This is a genomic window from Pectobacterium parmentieri (assembly GCF_001742145.1).
Classification (GTDB): Bacteria; Pseudomonadota; Gammaproteobacteria; order Enterobacterales; family Enterobacteriaceae; genus Pectobacterium; species Pectobacterium parmentieri.
The window spans coordinates 3193582-3220018 of record NZ_CP015749.1 but is presented as its reverse complement, the minus strand read 5'-3'; the positions used below and the strand labels follow the sequence as shown (position 1 = coordinate 3220018).

28 protein-coding genes and 1 pseudogene are annotated in these 26437 nt (G+C 48.2%); 23 read left to right on the top strand and 6 right to left on the bottom strand.

All coding sequences use genetic code 11. From position 1 onward, the window contains the following. The first annotated feature begins 70 nt into the window (after nt 1–70). From A8F97_RS23345 to A8F97_RS14545, 8 genes are all read left to right on the top strand, one after another. Nucleotides 71–271, top strand: a complete 201-nt coding sequence (locus tag A8F97_RS23345) for a host cell division inhibitor Icd-like protein (protein ID WP_072012445.1) — start codon at nt 71–73, stop codon at nt 269–271. Next, nucleotides 264–452 carry a hypothetical protein gene (locus A8F97_RS14580; RefSeq protein ID WP_033070912.1) on the top strand — a complete coding sequence of 63 codons (189 nt, stop codon included), beginning with the start codon at nt 264–266 and terminating at the stop codon, nt 450–452. Before A8F97_RS23345 ends, A8F97_RS14580 begins: the two co-directional genes overlap by 8 nt. Continuing rightward, a complete protein-coding gene (locus A8F97_RS14575; RefSeq protein WP_033070913.1) occupies nt 445–633 on the top strand; it encodes a hypothetical protein in 189 nt (62 codons plus the stop codon). Before A8F97_RS14580 ends, A8F97_RS14575 begins: the two co-directional genes overlap by 8 nt. Then, nucleotides 623–970 (top strand): hypothetical protein, encoded by a 348-nt coding sequence (locus A8F97_RS14570; RefSeq protein WP_050512609.1) that lies wholly within the window; start codon nt 623–625, stop codon nt 968–970. Before A8F97_RS14575 ends, A8F97_RS14570 begins: the two co-directional genes overlap by 11 nt. Further along, nucleotides 963–1256: a hypothetical protein gene (locus A8F97_RS14565; RefSeq protein WP_033070914.1), complete on the top strand. Its 294-nt coding sequence runs from the start codon at nt 963–965 to the stop codon at nt 1254–1256. The genes A8F97_RS14570 and A8F97_RS14565 overlap by 8 nt, the downstream gene beginning before the upstream one ends. A gap of 16 nt (nt 1257–1272) precedes the next feature. Continuing rightward, the gene (locus A8F97_RS14560) at nt 1273–1584 is read left to right on the top strand and encodes a hypothetical protein (RefSeq protein ID WP_033070915.1); all 312 of its coding nucleotides are present in this window, start codon (nt 1273–1275) and stop codon (nt 1582–1584) included. A 240-nt stretch (nt 1585–1824) separates the two neighbouring features. Beyond that, the gene (locus A8F97_RS14555) at nt 1825–4503 is read left to right on the top strand and encodes a toprim domain-containing protein (RefSeq protein ID WP_033070916.1); all 2679 of its coding nucleotides are present in this window, start codon (nt 1825–1827) and stop codon (nt 4501–4503) included. Between the two features lie 868 nt (nt 4504–5371). Further along, the gene (locus A8F97_RS14545) at nt 5372–6472 is read left to right on the top strand and encodes a beta family protein (RefSeq protein WP_033070918.1); all 1101 of its coding nucleotides are present in this window, start codon (nt 5372–5374) and stop codon (nt 6470–6472) included. Here A8F97_RS14545 and A8F97_RS14540 read toward each other — a convergent pair. Next, nucleotides 6432–7010, bottom strand: coding sequence for a sce7726 family protein (locus tag A8F97_RS14540; protein ID WP_033070919.1), 579 nt, complete (start codon nt 7008–7010; stop codon nt 6432–6434). The genes A8F97_RS14545 and A8F97_RS14540 overlap by 41 nt on opposite strands. Before the next feature lie 537 nt (nt 7011–7547). Beyond that, nucleotides 7548–7781 carry a hypothetical protein gene (locus tag A8F97_RS14535; protein ID WP_033070920.1) on the bottom strand — a complete coding sequence of 78 codons (234 nt, stop codon included), beginning with the start codon at nt 7779–7781 and terminating at the stop codon, nt 7548–7550. A gap of 162 nt (nt 7782–7943) precedes the next feature. Between A8F97_RS14535 and A8F97_RS14530 the strand changes: the two genes are divergently transcribed. Then, complete coding sequence (locus A8F97_RS14530) at nt 7944–8756, top strand: hypothetical protein (RefSeq protein ID WP_033070921.1); 813 nt, start codon at nt 7944–7946, stop codon at nt 8754–8756. 7 nt (nt 8757–8763) lie between these two features. Then, nucleotides 8764–8970, top strand: a complete 207-nt coding sequence (locus A8F97_RS24460; protein WP_033070922.1) for a hypothetical protein — start codon at nt 8764–8766, stop codon at nt 8968–8970. On the opposite strand, the gene A8F97_RS25170 is transcribed toward A8F97_RS24460, so the two are convergent. After that, complete coding sequence (locus A8F97_RS25170; protein ID WP_072012446.1) at nt 8918–9169, bottom strand: ogr/Delta-like zinc finger family protein; 252 nt, start codon at nt 9167–9169, stop codon at nt 8918–8920. The two genes, A8F97_RS24460 and A8F97_RS25170, sit on opposite strands and share 53 nt — an antisense overlap. Next, complete coding sequence (locus A8F97_RS25165; RefSeq protein ID WP_072012974.1) at nt 9156–9359, bottom strand: ogr/Delta-like zinc finger family protein; 204 nt, start codon at nt 9357–9359, stop codon at nt 9156–9158. The genes A8F97_RS25170 and A8F97_RS25165 overlap by 14 nt, the downstream gene beginning before the upstream one ends. A gap of 523 nt (nt 9360–9882) precedes the next feature. Here A8F97_RS25165 and A8F97_RS23330 point away from each other — a divergent pair. Both A8F97_RS23330 and A8F97_RS14520 read left to right on the top strand, forming a co-directional pair. Then, nucleotides 9883–10011: pseudogene (locus A8F97_RS23330) on the top strand (helix-turn-helix domain-containing protein); the annotation flags it as partial. A gap of 175 nt (nt 10012–10186) precedes the next feature. Continuing rightward, nucleotides 10187–11059 carry a DUF6998 domain-containing protein gene (locus A8F97_RS14520; RefSeq protein WP_033070923.1) on the top strand — a complete coding sequence of 291 codons (873 nt, stop codon included), beginning with the start codon at nt 10187–10189 and terminating at the stop codon, nt 11057–11059. A 380-nt stretch (nt 11060–11439) separates the two neighbouring features. Here A8F97_RS14520 and A8F97_RS14515 read toward each other — a convergent pair whose 3' ends face one another. Continuing rightward, the gene (locus tag A8F97_RS14515) at nt 11440–11637 is read right to left on the bottom strand and encodes a hypothetical protein (RefSeq protein WP_012822612.1); all 198 of its coding nucleotides are present in this window, start codon (nt 11635–11637) and stop codon (nt 11440–11442) included. Between the two features lie 69 nt (nt 11638–11706). Next, nucleotides 11707–12777: a DUF1176 domain-containing protein gene (locus A8F97_RS14510; protein ID WP_033070924.1), complete on the bottom strand. Its 1071-nt coding sequence runs from the start codon at nt 12775–12777 to the stop codon at nt 11707–11709. A gap of 376 nt (nt 12778–13153) precedes the next feature. Here A8F97_RS14510 and lpxP point away from each other — a divergent pair, with 376 nt between their 5' ends. From lpxP to A8F97_RS14450, 11 genes are all read left to right on the top strand, one after another. Beyond that, complete coding sequence (lpxP, locus tag A8F97_RS14505; protein WP_025919827.1) at nt 13154–14077, top strand: kdo(2)-lipid IV(A) palmitoleoyltransferase; 924 nt, start codon at nt 13154–13156, stop codon at nt 14075–14077. A 906-nt stretch (nt 14078–14983) separates the two neighbouring features. After that, nucleotides 14984–16351, top strand: a complete 1368-nt coding sequence (locus tag A8F97_RS14495) for an NCS2 family permease (RefSeq protein ID WP_012822615.1) — start codon at nt 14984–14986, stop codon at nt 16349–16351. A gap of 281 nt (nt 16352–16632) precedes the next feature. After that, on the top strand, nt 16633–18279 hold the full coding sequence (locus A8F97_RS14490) for a Na+/H+ antiporter (protein ID WP_012822616.1): 1647 nt from the start codon (nt 16633–16635) through the stop codon (nt 18277–18279). 388 nt (nt 18280–18667) lie between these two features. Continuing rightward, the gene (locus tag A8F97_RS14485; protein WP_005971674.1) at nt 18668–19378 is read left to right on the top strand and encodes a response regulator transcription factor; all 711 of its coding nucleotides are present in this window, start codon (nt 18668–18670) and stop codon (nt 19376–19378) included. Continuing rightward, complete coding sequence (locus A8F97_RS14480) at nt 19356–20855, top strand: sensor histidine kinase (RefSeq protein ID WP_014698767.1); 1500 nt, start codon at nt 19356–19358, stop codon at nt 20853–20855. Before A8F97_RS14485 ends, A8F97_RS14480 begins: the two co-directional genes overlap by 23 nt. 324 nt (nt 20856–21179) lie before the next feature. Then, the gene (locus A8F97_RS14475) at nt 21180–21404 is read left to right on the top strand and encodes a Flp family type IVb pilin (protein WP_012822619.1); all 225 of its coding nucleotides are present in this window, start codon (nt 21180–21182) and stop codon (nt 21402–21404) included. A 10-nt stretch (nt 21405–21414) separates the two neighbouring features. Continuing rightward, nucleotides 21415–21966, top strand: coding sequence for an A24 family peptidase (locus tag A8F97_RS14470; RefSeq protein ID WP_012822620.1), 552 nt, complete (start codon nt 21415–21417; stop codon nt 21964–21966). Nucleotides 21967–22012: 46 nt separating this feature from the next. Next, on the top strand, nt 22013–22951 hold the full coding sequence (gene cpaB / locus A8F97_RS14465) for a Flp pilus assembly protein CpaB (protein ID WP_025919830.1): 939 nt from the start codon (nt 22013–22015) through the stop codon (nt 22949–22951). Between the two features lie 80 nt (nt 22952–23031). Further along, entirely contained in the window at nt 23032–24459 is a 1428-nt protein-coding gene (locus A8F97_RS14460; protein WP_012822622.1) for a type II and III secretion system protein family protein, read from the top strand. Between the two features lie 21 nt (nt 24460–24480). Continuing rightward, a complete protein-coding gene (locus A8F97_RS14455; RefSeq protein WP_033070926.1) occupies nt 24481–25167 on the top strand; it encodes a CpaD family pilus assembly protein in 687 nt (228 codons plus the stop codon). A gap of 14 nt (nt 25168–25181) precedes the next feature. Beyond that, complete coding sequence (locus tag A8F97_RS14450) at nt 25182–26381, top strand: CpaE/TadZ family protein (RefSeq protein ID WP_012822624.1); 1200 nt, start codon at nt 25182–25184, stop codon at nt 26379–26381. Nucleotides 26382–26437: the final 56 nt, after the last annotated feature.

Below are 26437 nucleotides of genomic sequence, written 5' to 3'. Positions count from 1 at the left end.
AAGCGCGAAGCTCGGCGGTGTTACCAGCACCAACCGAGCTTCTAACCACAATGTTATCGGAGGTAACACGATGGCTGATTCACAGTCTACCCAAACTCGCCCCAAATATCAGTATCGTTTTCTGGCACTTTATCGTGCGGATAGCGCTGCCAAGCCTTGCCGCCTGTCTGTTGAAGCCTATACCGAGCAGGAAGCCCGTCAGATCCTTGTCCCTCACTTCATCCTCTCTTTTGCTGGCCGCTTGCCAGTTGAGGCGGTACGCCATGTTTGATAACACACCGCTGGAACTGGATGAAATTATCGATCAGTGCCGCGCACTGGCCTATGCCGCTTTAAACATTACTGACTGGGAAGTGCGTGAAATCCTGCTGTTCGTTCTGCAAGAACGCATCGATCACCTGTACCGCACCAGACAGGCAGAACCAGAGGAAGCGGAGGCGCACCATGTTTAAGATCCGATATGTTCGTATGAAACCCGACCACACTTGGGAGTCATGGGATTCAGAACAGGTTTATGAAGATAGTGAGCGTGCAAGAGATATTGCCAATGAGGTTTCGGCAGTGATGAATCGTGATCATCCTGATACAGATCACGGCTTCAAGATAATGGAGGTGCCGCACAATGAATCATGATATGAAGCCGCTGTTATCAGGCTCACAGGGGACGTCTGTTAACGTGCTGTATTTCGATGCACAAGTGGGTGAGGATGACTTGTACGAGTGCGCCACGTCCCGCCTAAATGCCCTGTTAAACCTGAATAGTGAATTGGCTCGCCTGAATACTGACACTAGCGCAGGCATGGATCAATCGGCTCTTTCTGAAGTGAATAGTATCCTGCTATCAGATGCGATCACGATGCTGAATCACCTTCATAACATTGTGATTAAAGGTAAGCGTCGTGGACGTTCCATAAGCCCACAACTTAACGATGAGGCTATCTCAGGAAGTCAGGAGGTAGGACATGCGTAATCTGTTTCTGGGGCGTCCGCTACGGGGTGAGCGCTATCAAAGCGTCAGCGAAACCGGATGGACGATTGAGGTGATTAGCGTCAGGTCAATCAATTATGAATCAGGCCAGGTAATGCAGGAGCCGGAAGTGTTTTTCCTGTATGAGTCCAGTCAGAAATATGGAGAAATGGCACTCAGTGAGTTTCGCCGTTCCTATGAGTTATTACCGGAATACCAACTCAGGCGTAAGGCATTAACACAGGCAAAACATCCTGATGATGAAAATCATTACTCTCGTTATTTATAAATTAAGGAAAAACGTAATGGATATAAAAATGGGGGTGTTTGCCGTTGTTCGAAACTGGAAATCTAAGGGAAAACAAAATTCGATGAAGAGAATGGTTTTCTTTTTGTTATTCCTATTTCGACTTTTTACAAGAAAGACGTATATGAAACTATGCGTTCCAAACGGAGTTAATATCATTATTGTCGATGATAAATCATCACTTAGCGATGTCATCTGTAGATGTGAGCTATGGGGTGTATCGGGTGACTTTTATATATATTTAAGGAATGAGTATCACTCTGATGTGATTAAAGGTGATGTAAGGCGTATTTTTTCTAAATATGGATAAAGAGTATTAGAGTTTAGCGGGTTGATAATCTTCATTACTCCTTTTCGGTCATGATGGTATTAGGCATTTCTTTATGCGCTATTTGCGTTGGTGTCTTTGTATCTGATAGCTGAGAAGGAGTTCATTCATAGTGCAACGCATGGTTAATGTGATGAAGGAAATAGCAATCAGACAACGCTTTATCGCCCTGTTAACCACAATAAAAAAGCGCCGTTCAGCGCGACGCTTTTGGAGCTATTCATGAATAACGAACTACACCAAGAAATTATAAAACGATTGATAACTGAATTCCAGTTTAAAGAACAGGAAGGGTATTTACGCTATGGAATTTGCCCCCACTGCCATAAGAAAGAACTGTTTACCAGTATCGAAAAACCTTACGTGCTGAAATGCGGACGGGAAAATAAGTGCGGGGCTGAAATTATCGTTAATGCCCATTACGCTGATTTATTTAATCACTGGTCTGAGCGCTACCCACGCACGGAAGCGTCGCCCTGTGCGGCCGCAGATGCCTACTTACGTGAATCGCGTAATCTGGATATCACACGTCTTGCAGGATGCTACACACAGGAAAGTTTTCACCAGAAGGGAATGGGGACAGCCACGGTGCGCTTTTCGCTCCCCAGCGGTGGATATTGGGAGCGCCTTATCGATCAGCCGGAACGATTCGAGCGCAAAGCCAATTTTCATGGCGGTTATGCCGGCCAATGGTGGAGTCATCCGGCTCAGGACTTGAGTAAGCAGAAAGCGATCTGGCTGGTTGAGGGGATTTTTGATGCATTAAGCCTGATGCAAAACGGGATCGCGGCGGTGTCTATCATGTCGTGCAACAACTACCCAGAACAGGCGCTGGCGCAACTGGCACAAAGTCTGGGAGAACGCCCCAGGCCGGTGCTGGTGTGGGCGCTGGACAACGATCCGGCAGGGAAAAAATACACCATCCGTCACGCCCGCCGGAGTCAGGAGGCTGGCTGGACGGTCAATGCAGCCTGTGTGCCTGTGGGCAGACAAAAACGCGACTGGAACGATCTGCACATTCAGGGAAAGTTGACCCCACGCGATCTAAAGGAATATCGCTATCAGGGGGATTTGCTGCTGGCTGATAACGCCGCAGATAAAGCGCTACGGATTGCTGAGCATACGGAACGGCGGGAGTTTCATTTTGAATTTGATTCGCGTCTGTATTGGTTCAAGCTCGATCTGGACAGGCACATGAAAGCGGTTGAACGTATTCAGGAGGGGGATATCCGATTAAGTGAGCAGGAAGTAAAAGTGAAAGCACTGAAAGAAGCCGGTGCCGTGGTAGAAATTGCCAACTGTTATCCCGTTCCTCTCTATTTCCAGCGCAGCGAGCCAACGGATGAATCCTGGTATTACTTACAGATCAATTTCCCTGGCTCCACGCCGCCGGCGAAAGGTATGTTTATGCCAGGCCATCTCACCAGTGCGCCAGAGTTTAAAAAGCGTCTGTTACAGGTGGGGAAAGGTGCCATTTATACCGGCAATACGAACCAGCTCAACCGATTGATCCGTCAGGATTTACCGGTGATTAAAGAGGTGCAGACGCAGAAATTTATCGGCTACAACAAGGTCTGGCAGGGCTGGATATTTAATGATCTGGCGGTTTCTGGCGGTAAGGTTTACCACCTCAATAGTGAGGATTATTTCGAGATCGGCAAACTGAGTGCCAAAAGTCTCAGCCATAGCCCTGTTCTGGAAATTAACGCTGACCTCAGCCAATTTAAGACGGACTGGGTACAGGATATCTGGACGGCATTTGGCGCTAAGGGTTACATCGCGCTGGCGTTCTGGCTGGGTTCGTTGTTTGCTGAACAAATCCGGCAACAGTGCCGCAGCTTTCCGTTTCTGGAAATTGTTGGTGAGCCAGGAACGGGGAAAAGTACCTTGATCGATTTTCTCTGGAAGCTGTGTGGCCGAGATGATTACGAAGGGTTCGACCCGACCAAAGCCTCGGACGCAGCCAGAGCACGAAACTTTGCACAGGTTGGCAATCTGCCCGTGGTGCTGATTGAGGGCGACAGAACGCAGAACACCTTACGTCAGCGGGCGTTTGATTTTGATGACCTGAAACCGCTGTATAACGGTAAAGGTATGCGGGCGACGGGGGTTAAATCCAACAATAATGAAACCTATGAGCCGCCATTCCGGGGAAGTATTGTGATCGCGCAGAATGCGGACGTGGGCGGTTCACCGGCATTGCTTGAACGTATCGTGCATATTCACACGGATAAGAGCGCACAGACGCCACAAACGCGGCAGGCGGCTGAACGGCTTGAGCGAGCGACGACAGAGCAGGTATCTGGGTTTATCCTCCAGGTGACACAGTCAGAAACGGCTGTACTCGATACGTTCAATCGCATCTATGAGCAGGCTAAAACCGAGCTGGAGAACCATCCAGAGATAAACCATAACCGTATTGCCAAAAATCATGCACAGCTGATCGCGATGGTGGAAACCTTACCGCTGGTCTTGCCTGTTCAGGCCGATGCTGTTCTTCAAACACGGCAGGCTTTGGTTGCGCTGGCCGCAGAGCGTCGCCAGGCGTTGCGTACTGACCCGCCGCAGGTACAGGAGTTCTGGGAGACGTTTGAGTATCTGGATTCGCTCGATCGCTATGGGCTGAACCACGCCGGAAAAGATAACAGGGAAGGGATGGTGGCGGTGAATTTCCAGCACTTTATCCAGATGGCATCTGAATATCGGGTTAACCAGTCATTTGTGATTAGCGACCTGAAAAAACAGCTTAAAGGCGGCACCAGCTTCCAGTTTACGGGCAACAAACCCGTGCGTAGTCTCCCCAATGAGTTGTACAACAAGGGCAAAGGTCAGCATGATGTGATGCGCCCTGAAATCGTTCGCTGCTGGGTATTCAAACGTAACGAGCTTCAGCACAGTTAATTCCGGCGATGCTGGTCAACGGATGGCCGGTATCGTTGATAGCTTTACCGTCCTTCAAACTCTCCCATGCACACCCTTATAACTGGTTGAAAAGTAGCCTTTACGCGCCATTTTCAAAATTTTAGGGGGTACACCGGAAAAGCGTTACAACTGTTACAAGATTCAAAAATACCATTTAATATATTGAATAATATAACTATTTAAGAAATTGAAAACTGTTACAAAAGCGTTACGTAAGCGTCACAATGTAACGGTTATGAAGTGTTACAGAATGGATTTTTAACTCATTGATTTTATTAGATGTAACACTTTGCGTAACGGTTTGTAACGCCTAAAGTGTTACATTATTTTCTGTTATTTATCAGTATATTGGGTGGTGTTTTTATAGGGTGTAACGGTTGTAACAGTTTTCCGATGGGCAACTGGAAAATGCTTCTCGGCCGGAAGGCTGGCACGCAAGCGTTGAAGATTTCGCTCGCTCGATGGGCTGGAATATCAGCGGCGGTGGGAAACAGGCAACGGATCACGCTCGTGGATTACTCATATGCTGCCAGCGCTGATGGTTGTCTGTATCGCGGCGCCGCCGAAGAAGTAAAAAAGATTAGGAATATTAGGATAAAGCGGCGGAGCTGCTGAAACGGATTGCAGTGTTTAGTATGAAGTTGTATCAACATAATCGACCATATTGTAGCACCGCTAATCTTTAAACAAGCCAGAAAAAATATTTAATCTCTTCGTCAAACCTTTCAAGTCACGTTACATACGATTTGGTGTTGACAAAGAAAATTGAAAATAAGATAAATTAATTGGTTACGTAAATAACCACACACAATTAATTAGGATGCATATTATTTATAGGAATGATTAAATGACCGTAATATCTTACGTGCCTATTTTAAAGACTAAGCGCGCAGAATTTTCAGCAATAAATTTATTGGTTCAATCAGTTAAATCAAAAATCATCCCGTTATTTGAAATAGAACCAGTCCCGTTAGACCCAGATACAGATATACAAAACAAAACATATAATGATCATTTATATGATTTCGGGAAGAAACTAGCGACCCCATGTTCTGATATATCAATGATTTATATCGATGGCCTCCTTGTCGAAGAACAATTCATTAGCTCAGGAGATACTTACCCCATAGCGAACGCTGTCAATCAAGCCAGGGCTGCTGGTTTACATGTAGTTCCTGTAAGCTCTCCCACTCGTAATGCAAATTATTTACGCGAAATAGATAGACTTGTCCAAGGTGAAGTATGCCTGCGTCTGACTGTAACAGATCTTGCGAACCCACAATTAATTTCAGCTTATATTTCCCATCTTAATATTCCATATAAAAATATTGATATCGTAATCGATCTACGTGATTCAATTTCAGAGGAGTTATTAGAAACTGGACAAAGTAAAACACTAGCAATAGGGCTGGTTAATAATCTCCATAATTTAAATAGTTACCGCAGCATAATTTTAGCGGGAGGCTCATTCCCTGTAGATCTAAGTCAAATATCTATTGGTATTTATTCACAGCTACGTTCAGAGTGGGTACTATGGCAACAGCTACATCAAAGTGGTGAACTCTCAAGATCAGTTATTTATAGTGATTATGGTGTACAACATCCCGACTATACGAGGTTAGCGACCAGATTTCCTAGTGTGTCAGCAAGTGTGCGTTACACTGGTGATGACGACTTTTGGGTATTTAGAGGGAAAAAAGCCAACACGTATGGCTATGATCAATATGGTGCGCATAGCCAAGCAATTGTTTCACATAAAGAATACTCGGGGCCAGCATTCTCCGCAGGAGATAAGGAAATTTACGAATACGCCCAAGTCTATGCCCAATATTTAAAAAACCCAACTCCTAATCACAAATTTGGCAGTCCAGAGGTTTGGAGAAAAATCGGGCAAAATCACCATATAACTAAGGTTGTTGATCAGCTCGCCAATTTATACGGGATTTAAGTTTCGTTCGAACTTCATCACGTAGCTGATTGGTCTCTAAACATTCTGATAATTTCAACCATAAAAATCTACGTGGCTTGCTTTTCAAGCCACGTTCTAGGCCATACGAAGCCAAAATTGAAAGCATTTCGTCTTTCCAAAGCAACATCGAAAGAGAAACTTTATCAATTGATGGATTCATTCTATTCATTCGTTCTGTATGCAAATGAACAGCATTCCGAACACCTTCAGTTGCAATTTTTATTCCCCACCACTCAGGAACAATTTTTACAGCTTCTTGTGCATGACACTCAGAAACAACTAGAGTGACCTTATCCATAACCGAAGAGTAAAACTCAACCTGGGCAGGCAAGCGTAGAAGATTGTCACTTTTGCTTTTTAACTCATATCCATGCATTAGGCCATTGATTACGGTAATGTCTGCACGGCTAGCTCCCAAGTTCATTACGAACTCATCAATTATAAGAGTGTCAGGATCCTTGTGGTGCTCCTTAAGGATTTTTTTGTGGACAGCTCGTCTAACGTCGATATCTCTCATGGTTATTGATCGTTTTTCATCCTTTACGGCAACAATTTTTTGAAGCCGTAGACTTTAAATCCATACGATCCTTATAGCACGAATTTTTTTCTTCTCCTGTAACTGGAGCGTTTTTTTATGTCACGAAGCACAGCTATGTGATAGGCAACAAATGTTGCATAAAAATGCACGATTTTGCACAAATTTTAGGTCTACCTTATTGCGAGTCTGTATCAGTACTGGAGCGGCCTGAGAGGGGGTTGTATGTTGCACAAAAACAAGCATCTTTAGCGTGCGGGCGTGGCGGGGGAACCCTCGCGCGCTGTGGGGGATACAGGGGTATGGACAGATATAATTGGGGATACCTATAGAACAGCATTCAAATGCTGCTGAGGAGGCGTGTCGCGTGTTCATGATAGGTTTTATGGATTTGGGGCGGTCATACCTGAGAAGCCTATTCTGGTGAGGTTTATGGGCAGTGTAGGCAGTGCAATACATTTTTGTTCGTCGCGCTAACTGCACGACATACAAAAGTGTATTACACCGGATGGGAAAAGATTACTTCAGGAACGGGAAGCGCTCATCAAAATTCATGTGGTAAACGGACTCAGCCGTAGCTGTGCCGGTGTTATCAGACTCTGGCGTTTGAGCCAGATAGGTTGTTACTGCATCCAGTATCAGCGCAGTGTAGCCACGCTTTGACCGTTTACACTGTCGCTCAATTTCTGCGTCGATCTGGTGAGGTACACGCAATGTCCTTATCCGTGTTTTACCGTTACTGCTGCCTTTCATGTCTTGATCCCCAGCGTTGTGTAATACACCCAATTCTTCATCTGGTTGCAGGCCAGCAAAAGTATACTTCGGTGTAATACGCCGGCGACAAACATAATCGCGGGATTTCCCAAGCTCAGATGGTGAATATAGGTGTATTACACTACTGAGAAGGACGTAAAAATGACTACCCCTATTCATGACGCTGTTTCAGATAAAAGCCCTGCACGGCAACGGCTGGATGAGATTGCTAATATGTTTTCTGCACTGGAGGCCGATATTGAGCAGGAACGGCGAACCCTGGCCAATCTTGTGGAAAGTCATCGTCAGGCAGAAGCTGAGCTAAAAGAGAATGATGGAAAATGGGAAAGTATTCTCATGGAAAATAACGGCGTAGAGAATACTGAGTCAGAGCGGGCTTTGTTTCTTACTACTACCGCTAAGGCTAAAATAGCCCGTTTATCTGTCTTGATGAAAGATCAAAAACGAAAGGTAACCGAAATGAATATTCGGCTGGGCGGCATGACCGTTGAATATAACAATGCATTTTCCAATGTCACTGCCCCCATCGTTAAGCGTGAGGTTGAACAACTTATCACCGAGCTGCATGATTTAATGGCACCGCGGATTAGCCGAGTCGTTGGACTGTGTAGAATGTATGGTGTCAGTGTTCGTGAAACACTGGCAGCGGTTTATTTCACTACTACATACAGAAACGAAAAGGGGGAACAAATTGATGTGGGGCGTTTTGAAAAAATTATGTCAACGGATGATGTCGAGTCATCAATAATCAATTCTGTTAAAACTATCATTCGCAGTGACAGTATTAAGCTAACCGATAGTGAGTTACCGGATGATCATCCCGGCGCGTATCCACGAAATGTTTTCAGAGCGATGAAAAATACCCCTTCTCCGGCACAATTATCGCGTGCCAAGTCTGATGCGGAATACAAAGAAAAACTGTTCACTGGGGAAATCCCATTTAGTAATTTGTGAGGCCAGCATGAAAAAGATGAAATTAACATTCAAAGGCAAGGATATGTACGCCTCTCAGGAAGAGATTATCTCCTTGATGTCAGCCTGCGAAAAAGCACTGTCTGGAAATCATGAGGGGAGACGTGAGCAGTATCTGAACCAACAAGATACTACTCAACATTTTAATCGCCATTTACCCGATGAGGGACGTCAGAGTTATTTGGCTGACTGTTAGGAAAGATACTGTCACAGGTAGCGCTACGGTGTGCTACCTGTTCGTTGTCTGATGTGCTTACTCTCAGTTCTTCAATTGTGGTGAAGCAATGGCCGCATAGCAAGTTTTTGCACTGATGGTAGCGGCGATAACTGTTTTCTCCAATTTTTTCCACCCCTCTGTCTCCTGCGACTTTACCGCAGTATTTACAAGTGATCATAGCGACCTTGCCTCATCTCTATACAACGCGTTTTTATTGTTGCGGGGATGCTGGCGTTTTCTTCAGCCTGGTTAAGGGCGACCTCATACCATTGTAATGATGTGCATTTAAATCCGCATTCTTGACCGGTACAAACGCGGTAGATGCTGCGCACATTGGCATCTAAAGCAAGGCTTGTACGTGCCCGCATCCATGCCCCACATTTAGGGCATTCGGGGAGTTTTTTACGTGGTTCCATAGTGTGTCCCACTAAAAATATTGCTTATGCGTACATTATAACGGGAATACGATTGGGGGTACATTTGGGGGTATGAAAAACTTAGAATAAAATATTATCTATATAAATCATATCTTATTTTAATGAGTTATATTCCCTTCACTGCTCCAATCACACTTCTCTCAACGTCCACCCAAGTCCAACAAATCCAGTAACCACAATGCTTTCCACGAATTCTCAGCCGTTCAGGGAAAACCCGCGTCTATCTAAATCTACGCCTCACTGTGTATAGTTATGTGTATAGGATGTGATGACATCTGAAATTGATCTTACCCGCGTAATGTGGACACCGTCCTAAGTGAGGTTCTGGTTTTCAATGTGTTATATCCGATGATAACCTGCAGCTTTCCCAGCCGAACTTCTGAGTATGCCTGAGCCTCTTTTATGGCCCCAATCGCCTGCCGAACATAAGGTATTGTCTCTTTCGGTAGCGCCTCGATATGGCACGTTTTCCAAGGCTCTTGGGTATCTCCGTAGTATGGAGACAGCAAAATGGCGCAGACCCAATCCTGACGGCAACTGGGGTATCGTATCAGCGGTTCGTTGGGATAAGCTGAGAAAGTAGCTCAGGTGTAAGTTTCAGATTCTAAATTACTGAATAAATAAACAGCTACCGCGTTCTGTGAATGACCGCACGTTTTATCTGGCACTGAAAGTTATAAGCATTCTTAAAACATCAAAATACGGGTGCGTTACATAGGCGTTATAGTGGCGTTTCATTTCAGAAAAGGAGAGCATGTTTGGAAAATAATCTTTTAATATCAGATGGTTTCCTCACCTCTCTGAGCGATCTTGAATTACTATCGCTTCATTCCGAAATTTTAACAGAATTGCGTTCAAGAGGTGTTATACGCACCAAGAATAATCCTGTAGGTGACTATGCCGAATGGCTGGTTTCTAAAGCGCTAGGTATGACTCTTCTCAGTAATTCTTCGGCGGGTGCTGATGCCATTGATTCTGACGGCATGAAAGTGCAGATTAAAGCGAGGAGAGTTACGCCGGATAATCCTTCCCGGCAGCTTAGTGCTTTGCGTAATTATGAGGCAGCTTACTTTGATTATTTAATCGCGGTTATTTTCAATGAAACTTACAACGTTCTTGATGGTTACAAAATCCCGCATGAAGTAATACGAGATTACGCGCGGCATAGTGATCACGTTAACGCACACATAATTAATCTCAAGGGCGCGATTCTTACTGATCCTCGAGTTATTTCCATCAAAGAAAACTTGGCTGTCAGCAATTCAGTTTCAATAAATGAAGAATCTTTCGAAGCCCCTCAGTTCGAGGCTGTAAAGGATGTTTTGAACCAGCAAAACAAGATGAGTAACAGCACTATGCTTGCCGAACGTCTAAAAGCTATCGGAATGGAGTGTTTCGTAAACTACTACCATCATTTTGCCAATTCAAATTTATCAAGCGCTGACATCATTGAGCAAATGCACTCACACGAGGGATATACAGAGAAAAGCTGTCGGACCCGTCTCAGTAAAGCGCGAAAAGTGATCAGGGATGGTTTAAGTATTGAAGCGCTGACGTTGATCGCTGACTCAGGGCGAATACAAGATTCTGTCAAAAAAAGCGCACTTAAACTTATCAGCGATCTTAATTAGCACGTGTTTTAGTTTCTCCTACAATGCGTCAAGTTTTTGTTAATAAATACATTGGGTTACGATATCTTTGGGCGAGGTGATTTCCCTTCACTCGCTCCAATCACACTTCTGTCAACGTCCACCCAAGTCCAACAAATCCAGTAATGACAAGGCTTCCCACGAATTCTCAGTCGTTCAGGGAAAACCCGCGTCTATCTAAATCTACGCCTCACTGTGTATAGTTATGTGTATAGGACGTGATGACATCTGAAATTCTATCCTTAGCCGCAGGAAAGTACGTCATTCAAGCTTGCTTCTATTGAATGGGAGAATATTATTGCGAGGATAAGCGTTGGCAGACTTGGGCAGAATACAGCTTACTTATATGATTAAAGGCCGATTTATTTTCGGCCTGATTCTTTTGAGAAAAATTTGATATCAACATAAACAATAAGAACTATGGACAGAATGGTCAATTTCCCCCAGTGTTCAGGAATAAATTCGTAGAACAAAATCCCCAAACCAATCATTAATACCATCGTGATATATGTGCTAATAAGCTCTTTAACTGCATAAGATATTATTTTCTTCAAGCTCATTCTTTACTATTCCGTTTGTTAATTTAATTATATGTTGGATTTGAGGCCGACGAGTGGCCCCAATCTCTTTCATTTTCCCGGTTTAATCACGGTCGCAGTCCAGTAGGGTAAATCCCAGGTGCCGCCGAGGCGGATCATGCGGCATGAACCTGTGGTTGATGCACGGCTTTGCTGGAATGCATTGCCATCCCATACCCAGGCACTATCGCTCATGCAGTCCGCGAGCCCGCGCCCTTTTTGCACCGCGATAATCTCACCGTTTTCGTAGCCTACTCCGATTGTGGTCACAAGCTGGGGCTGAGTTTGCATGGCGCTATCAATCACCCAGTAAGCGTAGCCTTCGTTGTAAGCGGCGCGCCAACAGAGGACGCTGAGTAGTGACATGCTGTCATTGAGTGGCGTGAGCATCATCGGTTCTGCCTTTTGATAATCCTGCGGTGGGAAATTATCGCAGTCATCTCCCTTGAGCGTTTTATGCAACTTTTTCTGTATAGCCGCCTGTTCCGCACTCGTTAGATCTCGTGATGGTTCCTGTTTAGTTACCGCCGCGTAGATAACGGGGGCTTTTACGGCAGATAACGCGCTGCTTTTGTCGCCTTTTTTGGTGATAGCGTCCGTTGTACCAATACGGCCTTGCCTCTCATCCATTTTTAACAGTACGGCGTAGGCTCCTGTCCCAGACAGTTCAGAAACCACGCCATCGTGCAGAAACGCGACTTTCCCGCTGCCTTTTAGCGCCTGTAATACGACAGGAATTTGTTTCTCATTGAGTTGCCAGAGACTGTCTCCGGTTGAAGTGAGTTGGCCTTTATCTACATCGTCAACGGTTAGCGTAAGTTTGGTGCCTTTCGGAATCTCTTTTTCCACCTCTGCGAGCCTGACTTCGGCTGTTATTGGCGTATTTTTCCCGGCATGGCGTGTGATGAGCAGTGAGACGTCCTGGGTTTCCCTATTTTCTCCTGTGTCTTTCTCCTCTGCTGAGTAGCCCGCTGCCCGACACGTTAGCGTGTTATCGCAGACGACTTCCCAGTTTTTATGAAAGAAAGTGCTATCGTCGAACGATGTGGCAAACGTCAAGGTTGGGATAGCCGCAATGAGAATACTCAATATATTGACGCGATAAGGGAGAGAAAAAGCCATTTTCCATCAAGTCCTTGGTTATATCACGGCTTACCCACTGTCTATTTGTGACACAAGAACGCCGCTGCTTTTTTGACATAGGCTAGGATGTTAGCGTTAGACCGCGTGATATGGCGAATATTTCTTGTTCGGCTACTCCTTTATTAAGGACGAATCGGGTATGATACCGTGACCGTCAGCCGTTCATCGGTTGCTCAACATCTCCTCTGCGTTATCAGCATGTTTATCCTGCTTTTTAACCTCACGCGTGATAACGGTTAGACATCAGTTTCCCATACAGTTGAAACGATCCCTATAAATAAGTGTCATGATAGATGTAGCGCGATGAGAACGACTCTTTATGCGGTACGCTGTTAATCACTTAAAGATGAGTATCATGAAGATTAAGCAAACATTTACCAGGGCATTACTTCACCCGCGTTATTGGGCGACTTGGTTCGGTCTTGGCGTGCTGTTTTTATTAGTCCAACTTCCTTACCCGCTGTTGATGAAACTTGGAAGCAGCGCAGGTCGTTTATCCCGCGTCTTTCTTAAACGGCGGGTGTCGATTGCTCGACGCAATCTTGAGTTGTGTTTCCCCGCGATCTCCGACAACGAACGAGAAGCGATGATCGATAGCAACTTTGCGTCGCTTGGCATGGCATTGATCGAAACTGGCATGGCCTGGTTCTGGTCCGATCGTCGTGTGCGCCAATGGTTTGATGTCTCAGGGCTGGAACATTTGCAGCACGCTACGGCTAAAGGGCAGGGCGTGATGGTAATTGGTATTCACTTTATGTCGCTGGAACTGGGCGGTAGGGCGATGGGGCTGTGTCGACCGATGATGGCGATGTACCGCCCGCACAATAATAAAGCGATGGAAATGGTGCAAACGTGGGGCCGTTCACGTTCGAACAAGGCGATGATCGACCGTAAAGATCTACGCGGTATGGTGCAGGCATTAAAACGTGGTGAAGCCGTATGGTTCGCGCCCGATCAAGATTACGGTCCGAAAGGCAGCGTCTTTGCGCCGTTCTTTGCCGTGAAAAATGCAGCGACTACCAGCGGCACCTACACCATCAGTCGTCTGGCAAAACCCGCGATGATGACGACGGTGCTAATTCGTAAGCCCGATGCTTTGGGTTATCAACTGGTGATCCAACCTGAATTACAGGATTATCCTTATCACGATGAACAGGCTGCGGCCTGCTACATGAATAAGGTGATTGAGAAAGAAATCATGCGCGCGCCTGAACAGTATCTCTGGCTGCATCGCCGCTTTAAAACGCGCCCGGCAGGTGAAGTGTCACTCTACGCCTGATGGTTGGGTGGTGTAAAAATGTGTGAAATGGGGTGGCGCTTTAGCGCCATCCTGTCAGAAAGGAAGACCGTTGTTATCTTAGTACAGAAACAAAAATGGCCGCCGGATGGCAGCCATTTTAGAGTGGTTAACGTACTGAGTACGATTAACGGAAGATAGCGTGGGGGTTAACACCGCGATAGGTTTTGCCCAACGCTTTTAATATTTGATTGATTCTGCGGACAACGCGCATCTTTTTTATCCCCACGATTCTTAAATAATTATTGGTTGAAAGTACCAAAGTTGATGTGGATGTTTTCAAACATAGCGATGATTTTGTTCAGCAGTTTCATGGTCAATTCCTCGTTGGTAGTTAATTTGTTTTCTGTGATGCTGTTCACGTTTTTAAGAATACTCGCACTGATACGGCTGGTCAACTTTTTTGTGACGCTAATCACAAAAAAATGAACATTCAGTTTGTGAGGAGTAAACCGCTGTTTTGATTTCTGTCTAAAAATCTTTTCTGTTTTTTCTTCATACTGGCGCGCTTTCAGCGAATTGTCTGATTGAACGATACGTGTACCGACTGCGCATTTCCTTAACGGAAAGATGAAATGAGATAGGTAAATTGTCTCGATTAGCAGTTGAAATAAGCGCAGGGGAAGCGGGATAATCGTGCGCTTCGCATTACCTGACGCTGTTTATCCGGTGATGTTTTACTTCCGCTTGTTTTTATACCGCTCGTCTTGATCGAGCAACGTTTTCCGGCTTTGCATCCAGCGAGTTAATCGTTTGCGTGCGGAGCCATAAGGTTCATGACGCGTTATGTTCATTGCTAATTCGTGTGCTAATGCGTTCGCAGGGTAAGGCTGTGAGAACCGTTCAGAATTGATCGTAAATAATAATGGCATTTCAGGGGATACCACTATGTCAAACACCACCCGTCAGGCAGAGAATGCGGCGCGTCCGCAGGGCGCGCTTGACGCTTTTTTCAAAATTACACAGCGTGGCAGTAACACGCGTCAGGAAGTGCTAGCAGGTCTGACGACGTTCCTGGCAATGGTTTATTCGGTGATAGTCGTACCGAGTATGCTGGGCAAAGCCGGGTTCCCGCCAACTGCCGTGTTCGTTGCAACCTGTTTGGTTGCCGGGCTGGGGTCGCTGCTAATGGGATTGTGGGCTAATCTGCCGATGGCAATTGGTTGTGCGATTTCTCTGACGGCGTTCACCGCGTTTAGTCTGGTGCTGGGGCAACAAATAAGTATTCCCGTGGCGCTGGGGGCGATCTTCCTGATGGGGGTACTGTTTACCATCATTTCTGTTACCGGCATCCGTTCCTGGATCTTGCGTAATCTGCCGCTGGGCGTGGCGCATGGAACAGGGATTGGTATCGGTCTGTTCCTGCTGATTATTGCCGCCAACGGTGTTGGGCTGGTAGTAAAAAACCCGATTGACGGCCTGCCGGTCGCGCTAGGTAATTTCACCTCTTTCCCCGTTGTGATGTCCCTGTTGGGATTAGCGGCGACCATTGGTTTAGAAAAACGTCGCGTACCGGGCGGTATTTTGCTGGTTATCGTCGTGATCTCTATTCTGGGGCTGATTTTTGATCCGAATGTAAAATATGCCGGTTTCTTCGCATTGCCGAGCCTGACGGCGGCTGACGGTTCGTCGCTGATCTTCAGTCTGGATATCATGGGTGCGTTGCAGCCTCTGGTTCTGCCGAGCGTACTGGCGTTGGTAATGACAGCGGTGTTCGATGCTACGGGAACGATTCGTGCGGTAGCCGGGCAGGCGAACCTGCTGGATAAAGATGGACAAATCATCAACGGCGGTAAAGCATTGACCGCAGACTCCGTGAGCAGCATTTTCTCCAGCCTGGTTGGGACGTCACCGGCGGCGGTCTACATCGAGTCTGCAGCAGGTACAGCGGCTGGCGGTAAAACAGGCTTAACGGCGACTGTCGTGGGCGTGCTGTTCCTGTTGTTGCTGTTTGTGTCTCCGTTAGCGTATTTGGTTCCTGGTTATGCTACTGCCCCTGCGCTGATGTACGTCGGCCTGCTGATGCTGGGTAACGTCTCCAAACTGGATTTTGATGACTTTGTGGATGCCATGTCCGGTCTGGTCTGTGCCGTATTTATCGTACTGACCTGTAACATCGTGACTGGCATCATGCTGGGCTTTGGCGCTCTGGTCTTAGGCCGCATCTGTTCCGGCGAATGGCGCAAACTGAACATCGGTACCGTAGTTATCGCTGTGGCACTGGTGGTGTTCTACGCCGGTGGTTGGGCACTGTAAGTTGTTTCTTCTGTAGACCTTCGGGCATCGCCCGAAGGTTTGTTCCTCGCGTTTTCCTTTCTCCTCTCCCTGCCTCGTGATATTTCTCCCAAATGGGTGTTTATGTGCCTTTTTATTGGCTTTGGGTTTGCGTTTTTTGTGTGATAATCAACCTTGTTATTAATCTCGGTTTTTCGACTAAAAATCCATTTTCATACCGAGCTAAATGCGTTAAATATGGAAGAGTAGTTTGCTCGCTAACAGGCAGAATTTTTTGATTTAGGAGTACGTCTAAGGAAAGCATGGAAATATTTTTTACGATTCTTATTTTGACCCTGGTTGTCTCCCTGTCCGGGGTGGTTACCCGCATTTTACCTTTTCAAATTCCTCTGCCTTTAATGCAAATTGCATTGGGTGCCATTCTTGCCTGGCCCCAGTTCGGTTTGCATGTTGATTTCAATCCTGAGCTGTTTATGGTGCTTTTCATTCCGCCTCTGCTGTTTGCCGATGGCTGGAAAACGCCCACGCGTGAGTTCCTAAAACACGGTCGGGAAATTATTGGGTTGGCGCTGGTACTGGTACTCATTACTGTGGTGGGTATTGGCTATTTTATCTACTGGATGGTCCCAGGGATGCCGCTGATTGCCGCTTTCGCGCTGGCTGCTGTGCTGTCGCCGACCGATGCCGTCGCGCTGTCTGGCATTGTGGGTGAAGGTCGTATTCCGAAAAAACTGATGGGCATTTTGCAGGGCGAAGCGTTGATGAACGATGCGTCCGGCCTGGTGTCATTGAAGTTTGCGGTCGCGATTGCGATGGGCACCATGGTGTTTACAGTGTCCGGTGCGACGCTGGAATTTATTCAGGTGGCGCTAGGTGGGCTGTTGGCGGGCGTTGGGGTGACCTGGATATTCGGTAAATCGTTGCGTGTTATTAGCCGCTGGAGCGGCGATGATGCGGCAACGCAGATTGTGTTGCTGCTGCTGTTGCCTTTTGCCTCGTATCTGATTGCAGAACACATCGGCGTGTCGGGTATCTTAGCGGCGGTGGCAGCGGGGATGACCATCGGCCAGTCGGGTGTGATCCGTAGCGCCCCGCTAACGATGCGGATGCGTGCTAACGGCGTGTGGTCGATGCTGGAGTTTGTGTTCAACGGCATGGTATTCATCATGCTGGGCCTGCAATTGCCGGACATTCTGGAAACCTCGGTTACGCAGGCGGAACTGGATCCAACGGTTGAAACCTGGATGCTGTTTACCGATATCGCGATCATCTATGGTGCTCTGCTATTGCTGCGTTTCTGCTGGCTGTGGATGATGAAAACATACAGCCTACACATCCAGAAAAAGCGCCCAATGATCTTCGCCGAATTTTCCACGCGCGAGCTATGGATCGCTTCCTTTGCTGGTGTGCGGGGAGCGATTACGTTGGCGGGTGTGCTGTCTATTCCGCTGTTGCTGACTGATGGCACCGCATTTCCGTCACGCTATCAGTTGGTGTTTATCGCCACGGGCGTTATTTTATTTTCTCTGCTTTGTGGCGTATTGGCGCTACCGTTTCTGCTGCGCGGCGTGGTGGTGGCGGACAAAGCGGCACATGCCAAAGAAATCCGCATGGCGCGTATGGCCGTGGCGGAAGTGGCGATTAAAAGTATGCACAAAATGGAGGAACGTCTGGCGGCCGATAGAGAGGAAAACATTGACGAGCAGGTGCTGAAAGAAGTCAGCGCGCGCGTCATCGGTAATCTACGCCGACGGCTCATTAATAAAGACGATCCTGAAAACGGTATGTTGATTGAGGATCTGGAGCGGCGTTTCCGACTGACTGCGTTGAATTCCGAGCGTGCGGAGTTGTATCACTTGCGTGCTATTCAGCAGATCAGCAATGAGACGTTGCAAAAAATGCTGCGCGATCTCGATCTAATGGAAGCGCTCCTGATCGAAAATGAGTAATACGTAGTGAGGCGATCACCTCTACTACGTTGATTTCTTTCCCTTCTCCTTCCTTCCTCACCATCCTCATTGCGTAAGCGATGGGGATGTTTTTTATACGCCTGTTCTACGAGCACCGTCAGGCGATTGTAAACTGCTTGTCATTAAATGATAATGATTGTTATTATCTGTAGGACTTTTCTTAGAAGTAGAAAAGCCATAAATAGATAGTTAAGAAGTATAAAAGTCATAAACAAAAAGTTTAGAAACAAAAATCTTTGAAGTAAAAAGCGGCCCGCGCGGTATCAGAACCGTGTGGGGTGAATGGCTGTTTGAAAGACCAGATAAAAAATAAACGCGTATTAACCCTAGATTAACGAGGGAATAAACCGTGTTTATAGGGGAACATATGCGTGTATTAGTGGTTGATGATGATTCTGTGCTGTGCCATTGGCTGGGGTCTAAATTACATTCCCACGGCCATTCTTGTCGGATGGTTCACGACGGTGCACACGCATTAAAAGCGATCAAGGATGAAGTTTATGATGTCGTTCTGCTGGACAGAATGCTACCCATCATGGATGGATTTACGGTATTACGTGAATTACAAGGGTCTCGTCATCCGCCTATTATGCTGCTCTCGGCTCTGGATCGTGATGTTGATCGCGTCATGGGGTTAGAACTCGGCGCGGAAGATTATCTCGGTAAACCTTTCAACTTTAATGAGCTTAGGTTACGTCTGGACATTATGGCGCGGCGTGGTAAACGTCATGCTGATAATCCTTCGATTCTGACTTTTGAAGATCTGCAACTTGACCGCATGCAGCGTGTGGCGTGGCGCGGTAGCAAACGTATCGATCTGACCGATAAAGAGATCAAGTTACTGATTATATTGATGGAAAACCCGGGGCAGGCGATTACGCGCACGATGTTGCTGGAACGAGTATGGGGCTATAACTTTGATCCGCAGACCAATCTGATCGACGTTCATATGTCAAAGCTGCGAGCGAAAATTGATAAAGGATTCCCTCGTCCATTAATTAAAACGCTGAGAGCAATGGGTTATGCATTAGGCGCGGTAGATAAGGGCAAAACCGATGTTGGCAGCCACGCTGAATAAAATAAAAATAAAGAGGCTGGGGCAGCGCTGGCAGATAAAAATAACACACTGGCAATTACTTGGGGCAAGCCAATATCCTGGTTTTCTATGCACCTCTAATTTTCGCCAGGCAATAACCATTGTTTTTCTGTTCTTATTGATGATGCTGATGTGTATTGTTGGCTTCAGTTCATTAAGTGAAACATTGATTAGAACGCATGTTCGCGAAGTTATTCTGGGTAATATTTACGATTACTCGATGCAGTCGCATTTAACGAATGCTGATAGCCTGATTACGCAATTGCGGCAGGATAACCGGGCGAAAGGTGACGAGTTACCGCTGTTTCTGGTGATGGATAAATACGGTGATATTCTGTATCACAATCATTCGTTAAAGACGCATCCATTAACCCCCCATCCTGCAAGTATGCATCCTCTGGAAATGCGACAGCATACTGATTGCCAAATGGATGTCAGTTGTCTCAAGGCCGAAATTTCCAGTCCAGACGATCCCAATCTGATTGGTTTGTCCGTCATGTTGGATGACGGAGGCGTATTGTTTACCGCGTACAACATTCGGCCCATGTTGGAACGGGTGAGAACAATTCCGCTGGTTGCGGGAGCTGGGCTATTTATTGTTTTGCTCTTCTGCCTGTTTGTTAGTCGCCATTTCAGCTTACGCAGTTTACGCAGTGTGGAGAAAATCCGCACAGCCTTGCATCGTTACAGCAGCGGTGAGCAGCAGGTGCGTATGCCGCTGTCGCCTTACGACGATGATTTTGACAGCTTGAGCGCTGATATTAACCAAAATCTGGAACGTATTGATCGCCTGATGGAGCAAGTGCGTAACACATCGAGTCATGTCGCACACGAGCTGCGAACGCCGTTGACGCATTTGCAAAACCGCCTGTTCAACCTGACGGAGCGTACAGGGCTGGATAACGACATTCGTGATGAATTGAATTTGGCCGTGGACGAGGTGCATAAGATCCTCGGGCTGTTCCGGACCGTGATGCGCATCGGTGAAATTGAAAGTGGGCGCTGCGTGCACCAATTTGAACATATTGAAGCGCGCCAACTGCTGGAAGAAATTGCTGAATATTATCAACCGCTGGCGGAAGCACGCGATTGCCAACTGAAGATTGAAATCAAGGCCGGGATCCAACTCTTTGGCGACCGTGCGCTGCTGTTTCAGGCGCTGGCGAATTTGGTGGAAAACGCGCTGAAATATGCGGCCGAGGGTAAATACATCACGCTGAGTGTGACACTCTATCGCGGCTGGATCGCCCTGAGCGTCGCCGACCATGGTCCGGGTATTCCGCCTGCACTTCATGCTAAAGCATTACAGCGTTTTCAACGGCTGGATACCTGGTTTCAGTCCGGTTATGGTCTGGGGCTATCTTTGGTTCAGGCGATTACCGACCTGCATGGTGGAAAGCTTTATCTGGATTCCTCCGAGCCCGGCTTGAACGTCTACCTCTGCCTTAACCGCAGTTAGTCCGTCTATTGGTTAATAGCGCAGCGGGCTAGCATCTTGCAGGGTAAATGGTCACATACTGCTCGCTACGGTGTTTCTCTCCTCGATTTTTTATGAATATCCCTGCAAAAAACATGAATATTTATTGATTTTATCTGTAAGGAAAGGTTTGTTACTTATTGATTTATATTAATAATTATTTTCATGAAAAGATTAACGAATATTAATGTTCTACTGCTTGCGGTGCTTGATAATAAGTCTCATTATTAATCTTATTATCATCATGGCTCCCCCCGAATTCCTTGTAGGCCATGATTTCTTTGGCGGCGGATAGAGAATCTTTCCATGAAAAACATGAAAACCAAATTACGTACTTTCCTGCGTGACGAAAGCGGTGTAACGGCAATCGAATACGGCATTCTTGCGGCGGCAATGGCTGCTGCCATCGGTGCTATTTTCGGCGGTGACGGTATCTTTGTAAAAGCGCTGAATGAAAAATTTAGCCAGATCGCCGATCAGATTACCGGCACGGGTACGACGGGCGGTGGTTCATCCGGCGCTGCGAAATAATTAACGCAAAATGGCGGATTACACGCACTGGCTGCAGACGGCACTGCTGATAGGGTGCTTGCTGTGGTGCATCAGTACCGATCTGTTAGTACGAAAAATTACCAATCAGGCGGTATTGATTTTATTGCTGGGCTGGCTGTTCTTCAGCGCTTTATATGTCCTGCAATCCGGTGCGTTAGATATGGTGGCATTACGGAAAATGCTATGGGCATTGCCTGGTGCGGCGGCCGTTCTGGTTGTGGGATTTTTGCTTTTTCTCACTGGCAGATTAGGTGCCGGGGATGTGAAGTTGATGAGTGTGCTGTGCCTGTGGGTTGGGCAAGGGCACCAGATCGTTTTCATCATGGTAACCGCGTTGGCTGGCGGTGTTTTGGCGCTGAGTCTGCCGCTGCTTAATACCGTACCCACAGCGGTTGCGCTGGGTGTGCAAACCACTAACCGGATATTCAAGAGTCGGTTGCCGATGCCACCCGCGTTGCCCGCCGATCTTTCTCAAGGCATACCTTACGGTGTCGCGATTGCATTTGGCGCGATATATGTCCTGATTTTTCCTTTGTTTTAATTCCGTCGCAGCTTTAAGACACACACGCTAGGGTAGGCCCGTTGAAATGAAAGTGAACTCTACATACGTACTGTCAGGCGCGCTCGTTCTGGCAGGTATTGTTGCGCTGGTGGTACGCAGCCATCTCTCTTCCGCCCCCCCACCGCCGCCTCCGGTTGTTGTTCAGGCACCGGAAAAAACGGCCATTCTGGTGGCGGCGAAAGATCTGCATCCGGGTGATTTCATCGATTCCGCATCACTACGCTGGCAGGTCACTGAGGAACCTGTTTCCCGCACGTTCAACTTTGTTCGCGGTAAAGACAGCCAATCATTGCTATTCGGTGCGACGTTGCGTGAAACCGTGACGGAAGGCTCCGCACTGACGAATAACGTGTTAGTGAGGCAGAATGAACCGGGCTTTCTCGCGGCCGTGTTGGGCAAAGGCAAGCGTGCTATTTCGGTTCCCACCAGCGCTGTTGCCAGTAATGCTGGGTTAGTCGCAGCAGGCGATCGTGTTGATGTGATCCTTAGCATGAAACGAGACGATCAACCAGAGTTACCCGCAAGCCGTAACCAGCCGGTTGTGATGCCTCTGTTGGCATCACAGACGATAGTCCGCGATTTACGCGTATTGGCGCTGAATGACAGAACCGGTACGCCGGTATATCCACGTTTGGATGCGATGGAAGATGGCGCGACGCTTGATGCCGCAGCCAAGAGTCGTGAGTCAGCCGTGCGTTCTCGTCCTGCTACCTATCAAACCGTTACGCTGGAAGTTACGCCGCAGCAGGCCGAGGCGTTGGCCGTGGCAAAAGAACTGGGCATATTGCACCTGGCGTTGCGCAGTGCAACACCCGATGACGGTATCGATCCGCTGACCGGGCGTCCGCTGGTGACCACCGTGCCACAGGCGACGGATATTTATGGTGCATTATCCGCCGGAAGTCACAAGGTAAAAGTTTATCGCGGTGAACAAAAAGACGTGGTGGCGTTCCCTGCCCGATAGGACGAACACGTAATCTGACAGCCTGCGGAGAGCCGTGTGCTGATCGTAGAAAAATGAAGCCCATTACGGAAATTAAGTAAATGACGATGTTTTCGCTGTTTTTGAAATCGGACGCTCGGGGAACGTGCAAACGGTTGCTGATTGCCAGCCTGTTTAATGCAGTATTGCCTGTCATGCTGATGTCGCCTGCGGCCACGCAGGCTGCTGGGGTATCTGTAGCACCTGTCACCGATGAGGTACACCTGACGGTGCATCAGGGGCGGTTACTCCACCTTGATGCGTTGCCGGACAGCGTGCTGGTGGCCGATCCGAATATTGCCAGTTTTGAACTGCCTTCGCCGGGTAATCTGTTTGTTTACGCCAAAAATGTCGGGACTACCACGCTCTATGCGATGGATGAAAATGGCAAAGTGATTAACGCCATCCGCCTGGTATCTGAACACGATCTGAAAGCGCTAAGCGAGCGTATCAAGCGTGAATTCCCCGGTGCGGATATCCAACTGGAAGCCTCGATCCCCAGCGGCGTGATTGTGCGCGGTAGTGTGGATACACCGCAGGATGCCAAGCGCGTCATCGACAGTATACAGACGTACATCAACGCGTCTTCAAACGGTGCACAAGGTGGCGGCGGGGGCGGTGACCAATTGCCAGGTTCCAGCGAAACATCTGGCAAAGTGGTCAATCAGCTTAAAATCAAAACGCCTTCGCAAATCAATATCCAGGTGCGCGTGGTGGAAGTGTCTCGCAAGTTGACCAGCGAACTGGGGTTCAACTGGGCGGCATCGCTGAGTACTGGTAGCGGAAATATGACTGCGGGCAGCGGGTCACGTCTTAATCTGTTCAATGCCACGACTGGGAGATTCGCGAACCCAACGGATTCTGGCTTCCTGAACTTCGGCCGCTCCAGATTGGGCGGATTGTTAACTGCCATGAATCAGCAGGGTATGGCAACCGTATTAGCCGAACCCAACCTGACGGCGATGTCAGGGGAAACGGCTGCATTTGCCGCAGGCGGTGAGGTTCCTATCGTCCTGATCACCAATAACAGCGTCAGTATCGATTACAAATCCTACGGCGTGATCCTGCGTATGACGCCGACGCTGCTGTCTGCCAACCGTATCAGCCTGCACATTGCGCCAGAAGTCAGTGAACTTACAGATGTGGGTTCCGTACAGTTGGAAGGCGGCTCGCGTATTCCAGCATTAACGGTACGTCGTGCGGATACTACGGTAGAACTGGCCAGCGGGCAAAGCTTTGCCCTGGCAGGGATGTTGCGCAGCGCCGGTAGCCAAACGATAAACGGCGTGCCGGGGCTGAGTGGTATCCCGATGTTTGGTCGTCTGTTTGAAAGCGAATCCACCAACCACGAAGAAACGGAACTGGTGATCATCGCGACCGCCTACGTCGTCGAACCTGTTAACGCGGGCGACCTCCAGACGCCGGGGCAAGGCATAAGAATGCTGGATTCGTCCATGCCGCGTTCTGCGTCTATCGGCTATCTCTATTGAGTCCGTGAGGGGCAATAAAATATGAAAATGATTAATAAAAATCACCCTCCTCTTCGCCGACTGCACATCAGCGCGGCGGTGCTTACTGCAGTCTTTCTGCTATCAGGATGTGGGTGGAATAAACCGATTAATGATGTGCGTATGCAGCGCTTCGATCAGCCTGCTCTGCAACCAGTTGCCGTTCAGCCTTCATCGGTGTCCGTGCCGTTACTGGTTGCACCGAACGGGCGGGGCTTTCTGCCGGAATCTCTGAAACAGCTCAATATCATGTTGAAAGATCAGGGGCGTTTGTCCGCGCAGACGCTGACGTTGATCCCGCACAGCGCGAGCGGTGAACAGATGGCTGGGCGACTGGCGACCGTGCTGAAAAATGCCGGTGCCGATGCACAGAACGTCAAGCAGATGCGTCGTTCTACGGCGAGCGGTCAGACTGGCGATCTGGAAGTGATCTCCGAAGCGCTGGTGGTCAAAACCACCCGCTGCACGATCAACGATCCAAACCAACTGATGGTGAAGCCGTTTGATGGCATCGGCTATCTGGGCTGTGCCACACAAAATAATCTGGCGATGATGGTCGCTGAGCCTCGCGATCTTATTCAGGCGAAAGCGCTGGACAATGCGGATGGCGTGGCGGCGGTCAATAGCATCGAACGCTATCACAAAGGTGAAGTGAAAGAGCTCATCGACATTAACTTTGATGAAGATTAAGGGCGTGACATTCCATGAGTGAAATTACCCCTAACGATAGTGACGAACTGGCGCTGCCGCTGGTCGCGTTCGCCAATGATGTGCGCGATGTGGCTGATATCAGCGATCTCTTCACGCGTCTGAAACAACCGGATGTCCCGGTGATGCCCGGTGGTATTACTGCCGCTCGCCAGTGGTGTGAACTGAATGTACCGCCACACGTTTTGCTCGTCGATCTGGAAGGGACGCACTGGCCACTTCCGGCACTGGAAGAGTTGCTGAGCGTCTGTGGTCCCACCAGCCAGGTGATTGCCACGGGCAAAGAGCAGGATGTTGGCCTGTACCGTGCACTGCTTCAGGCGGGCGTGGTGGATTATCTGGTGAAGCCGTTCACGCTGGATCTGCTGGCGGCAACGCTGGCGAAGTGTGAAGGCCAGCAGGCCGGGCCGGAATATGCTCGTACTGGCAGAACGATTGCTGTCGTCAGCGCCAGCGGCGGAAGCGGCGGAAGTACTGTGGCGATGGGACTGAGCCGTTTGCTGTCTGGTGAACGCCATCTACCCGTAGCGCTGGTGGATTTTGACCGCCGTAACGGTGACCAACTGCTGTTGCAGGGGCAAACCGATGATGCGGGACTGGCTGCGGTGTTGGGGACTCAGGAACTGGATACCCGGCTGCTTCAGCGCGCCATGCTGCGTGTTGATACACGTCTGCACCTGTTGGCACAGAAGCCAGAACTGGGTGAACTGAGCCCGGTTGACGTAGATAACGTACTGAATCTCGGTGGTGCGTTGTGCCGTATGTTCAATCAGGTCATTTGGGATCTGCCCAGCAGCTACCCGACCGGTGCCCTGGATGTGCTGACTTATGCGGATCTGCGCATCATCGTGACGGAATTGACGCTTCAGGATGCGCGTAATGTGCGGCGCGTGCTGAATGAGATCGGCGATGAAAGTGAAGGGCAGCGTCTGCTGCTGGTGCATAACCAGAGCCGTTTTGCCACAACTGCACCGCTAAGTCGCGATCAGTTCGAACAATTTATCGGCCGGAAGATTGATGTCGTGCTGCCTAATGCCGGCCATGCGCTGGCGCAGAGCCTCGCTCTCGGCGCATTAAATATCGCGGCAGCACCTGCTTTCCAACAGGGGTTACGCCAATTGGTCGATTTGGCCTGCGGTGTGCGCACCAGACAGGCGGAAAAACGCTGGTTCTCGCGTTGGTTAAAGCGAGCCTGATAATGTTCAGCGTTCGGCGTTTCTCAAAGGGTGAACCGACTATTTTAGGGTTACGA

What these genes read in the sequence shown, in the direction of transcription:
- A8F97_RS23345 (WP_072012445.1), top strand. Translation starts at nt 71, where the DNA reads ATGGCTGATTCACAGTCTACCCAAACTCGCCCCAAATATCAGTATCGT.
- A8F97_RS14580 (WP_033070912.1), top strand. Translation starts at nt 264, where the DNA reads ATGTTTGATAACACACCGCTGGAACTGGATGAAATTATCGATCAGTGC.
- A8F97_RS14575 (WP_033070913.1), top strand. Translation starts at nt 445, where the DNA reads ATGTTTAAGATCCGATATGTTCGTATGAAACCCGACCACACTTGGGAG.
- A8F97_RS14570 (WP_050512609.1), top strand. Translation starts at nt 623, where the DNA reads ATGAATCATGATATGAAGCCGCTGTTATCAGGCTCACAGGGGACGTCT.
- A8F97_RS14565 (WP_033070914.1), top strand. Translation starts at nt 963, where the DNA reads ATGCGTAATCTGTTTCTGGGGCGTCCGCTACGGGGTGAGCGCTATCAA.
- A8F97_RS14560 (WP_033070915.1), top strand. Translation starts at nt 1,273, where the DNA reads ATGGATATAAAAATGGGGGTGTTTGCCGTTGTTCGAAACTGGAAATCT.
- A8F97_RS14555 (WP_033070916.1), top strand. Translation starts at nt 1,825, where the DNA reads ATGAATAACGAACTACACCAAGAAATTATAAAACGATTGATAACTGAA.
- A8F97_RS14545 (WP_033070918.1), top strand. Translation starts at nt 5,372, where the DNA reads ATGACCGTAATATCTTACGTGCCTATTTTAAAGACTAAGCGCGCAGAA.
- A8F97_RS14540 (WP_033070919.1), bottom strand. Translation starts at nt 7,010, where the DNA reads ATGAGAGATATCGACGTTAGACGAGCTGTCCACAAAAAAATCCTTAAG.
- A8F97_RS14535 (WP_033070920.1), bottom strand. Translation starts at nt 7,781, where the DNA reads ATGAAAGGCAGCAGTAACGGTAAAACACGGATAAGGACATTGCGTGTA.
- A8F97_RS14530 (WP_033070921.1), top strand. Translation starts at nt 7,944, where the DNA reads ATGACTACCCCTATTCATGACGCTGTTTCAGATAAAAGCCCTGCACGG.
- A8F97_RS24460 (WP_033070922.1), top strand. Translation starts at nt 8,764, where the DNA reads ATGAAAAAGATGAAATTAACATTCAAAGGCAAGGATATGTACGCCTCT.
- A8F97_RS25170 (WP_072012446.1), bottom strand. Translation starts at nt 9,169, where the DNA reads ATGATCACTTGTAAATACTGCGGTAAAGTCGCAGGAGACAGAGGGGTG.
- A8F97_RS25165 (WP_072012974.1), bottom strand. Translation starts at nt 9,359, where the DNA reads ATGCGGGCACGTACAAGCCTTGCTTTAGATGCCAATGTGCGCAGCATC.
- A8F97_RS14515 (WP_012822612.1), bottom strand. Translation starts at nt 11,637, where the DNA reads ATGAGCTTGAAGAAAATAATATCTTATGCAGTTAAAGAGCTTATTAGC.
- A8F97_RS14510 (WP_033070924.1), bottom strand. Translation starts at nt 12,777, where the DNA reads ATGGCTTTTTCTCTCCCTTATCGCGTCAATATATTGAGTATTCTCATT.
- lpxP (WP_025919827.1), top strand. Translation starts at nt 13,154, where the DNA reads ATGAAGATTAAGCAAACATTTACCAGGGCATTACTTCACCCGCGTTAT.
- A8F97_RS14495 (WP_012822615.1), top strand. Translation starts at nt 14,984, where the DNA reads ATGTCAAACACCACCCGTCAGGCAGAGAATGCGGCGCGTCCGCAGGGC.
- A8F97_RS14490 (WP_012822616.1), top strand. Translation starts at nt 16,633, where the DNA reads ATGGAAATATTTTTTACGATTCTTATTTTGACCCTGGTTGTCTCCCTG.
- A8F97_RS14485 (WP_005971674.1), top strand. Translation starts at nt 18,668, where the DNA reads ATGCGTGTATTAGTGGTTGATGATGATTCTGTGCTGTGCCATTGGCTG.
- A8F97_RS14480 (WP_014698767.1), top strand. Translation starts at nt 19,356, where the DNA reads ATGTTGGCAGCCACGCTGAATAAAATAAAAATAAAGAGGCTGGGGCAG.
- A8F97_RS14475 (WP_012822619.1), top strand. Translation starts at nt 21,180, where the DNA reads ATGAAAAACATGAAAACCAAATTACGTACTTTCCTGCGTGACGAAAGC.
- A8F97_RS14470 (WP_012822620.1), top strand. Translation starts at nt 21,415, where the DNA reads ATGGCGGATTACACGCACTGGCTGCAGACGGCACTGCTGATAGGGTGC.
- cpaB (WP_025919830.1), top strand. Translation starts at nt 22,013, where the DNA reads ATGAAAGTGAACTCTACATACGTACTGTCAGGCGCGCTCGTTCTGGCA.
- A8F97_RS14460 (WP_012822622.1), top strand. Translation starts at nt 23,032, where the DNA reads ATGACGATGTTTTCGCTGTTTTTGAAATCGGACGCTCGGGGAACGTGC.
- A8F97_RS14455 (WP_033070926.1), top strand. Translation starts at nt 24,481, where the DNA reads ATGAAAATGATTAATAAAAATCACCCTCCTCTTCGCCGACTGCACATC.
- A8F97_RS14450 (WP_012822624.1), top strand. Translation starts at nt 25,182, where the DNA reads ATGAGTGAAATTACCCCTAACGATAGTGACGAACTGGCGCTGCCGCTG.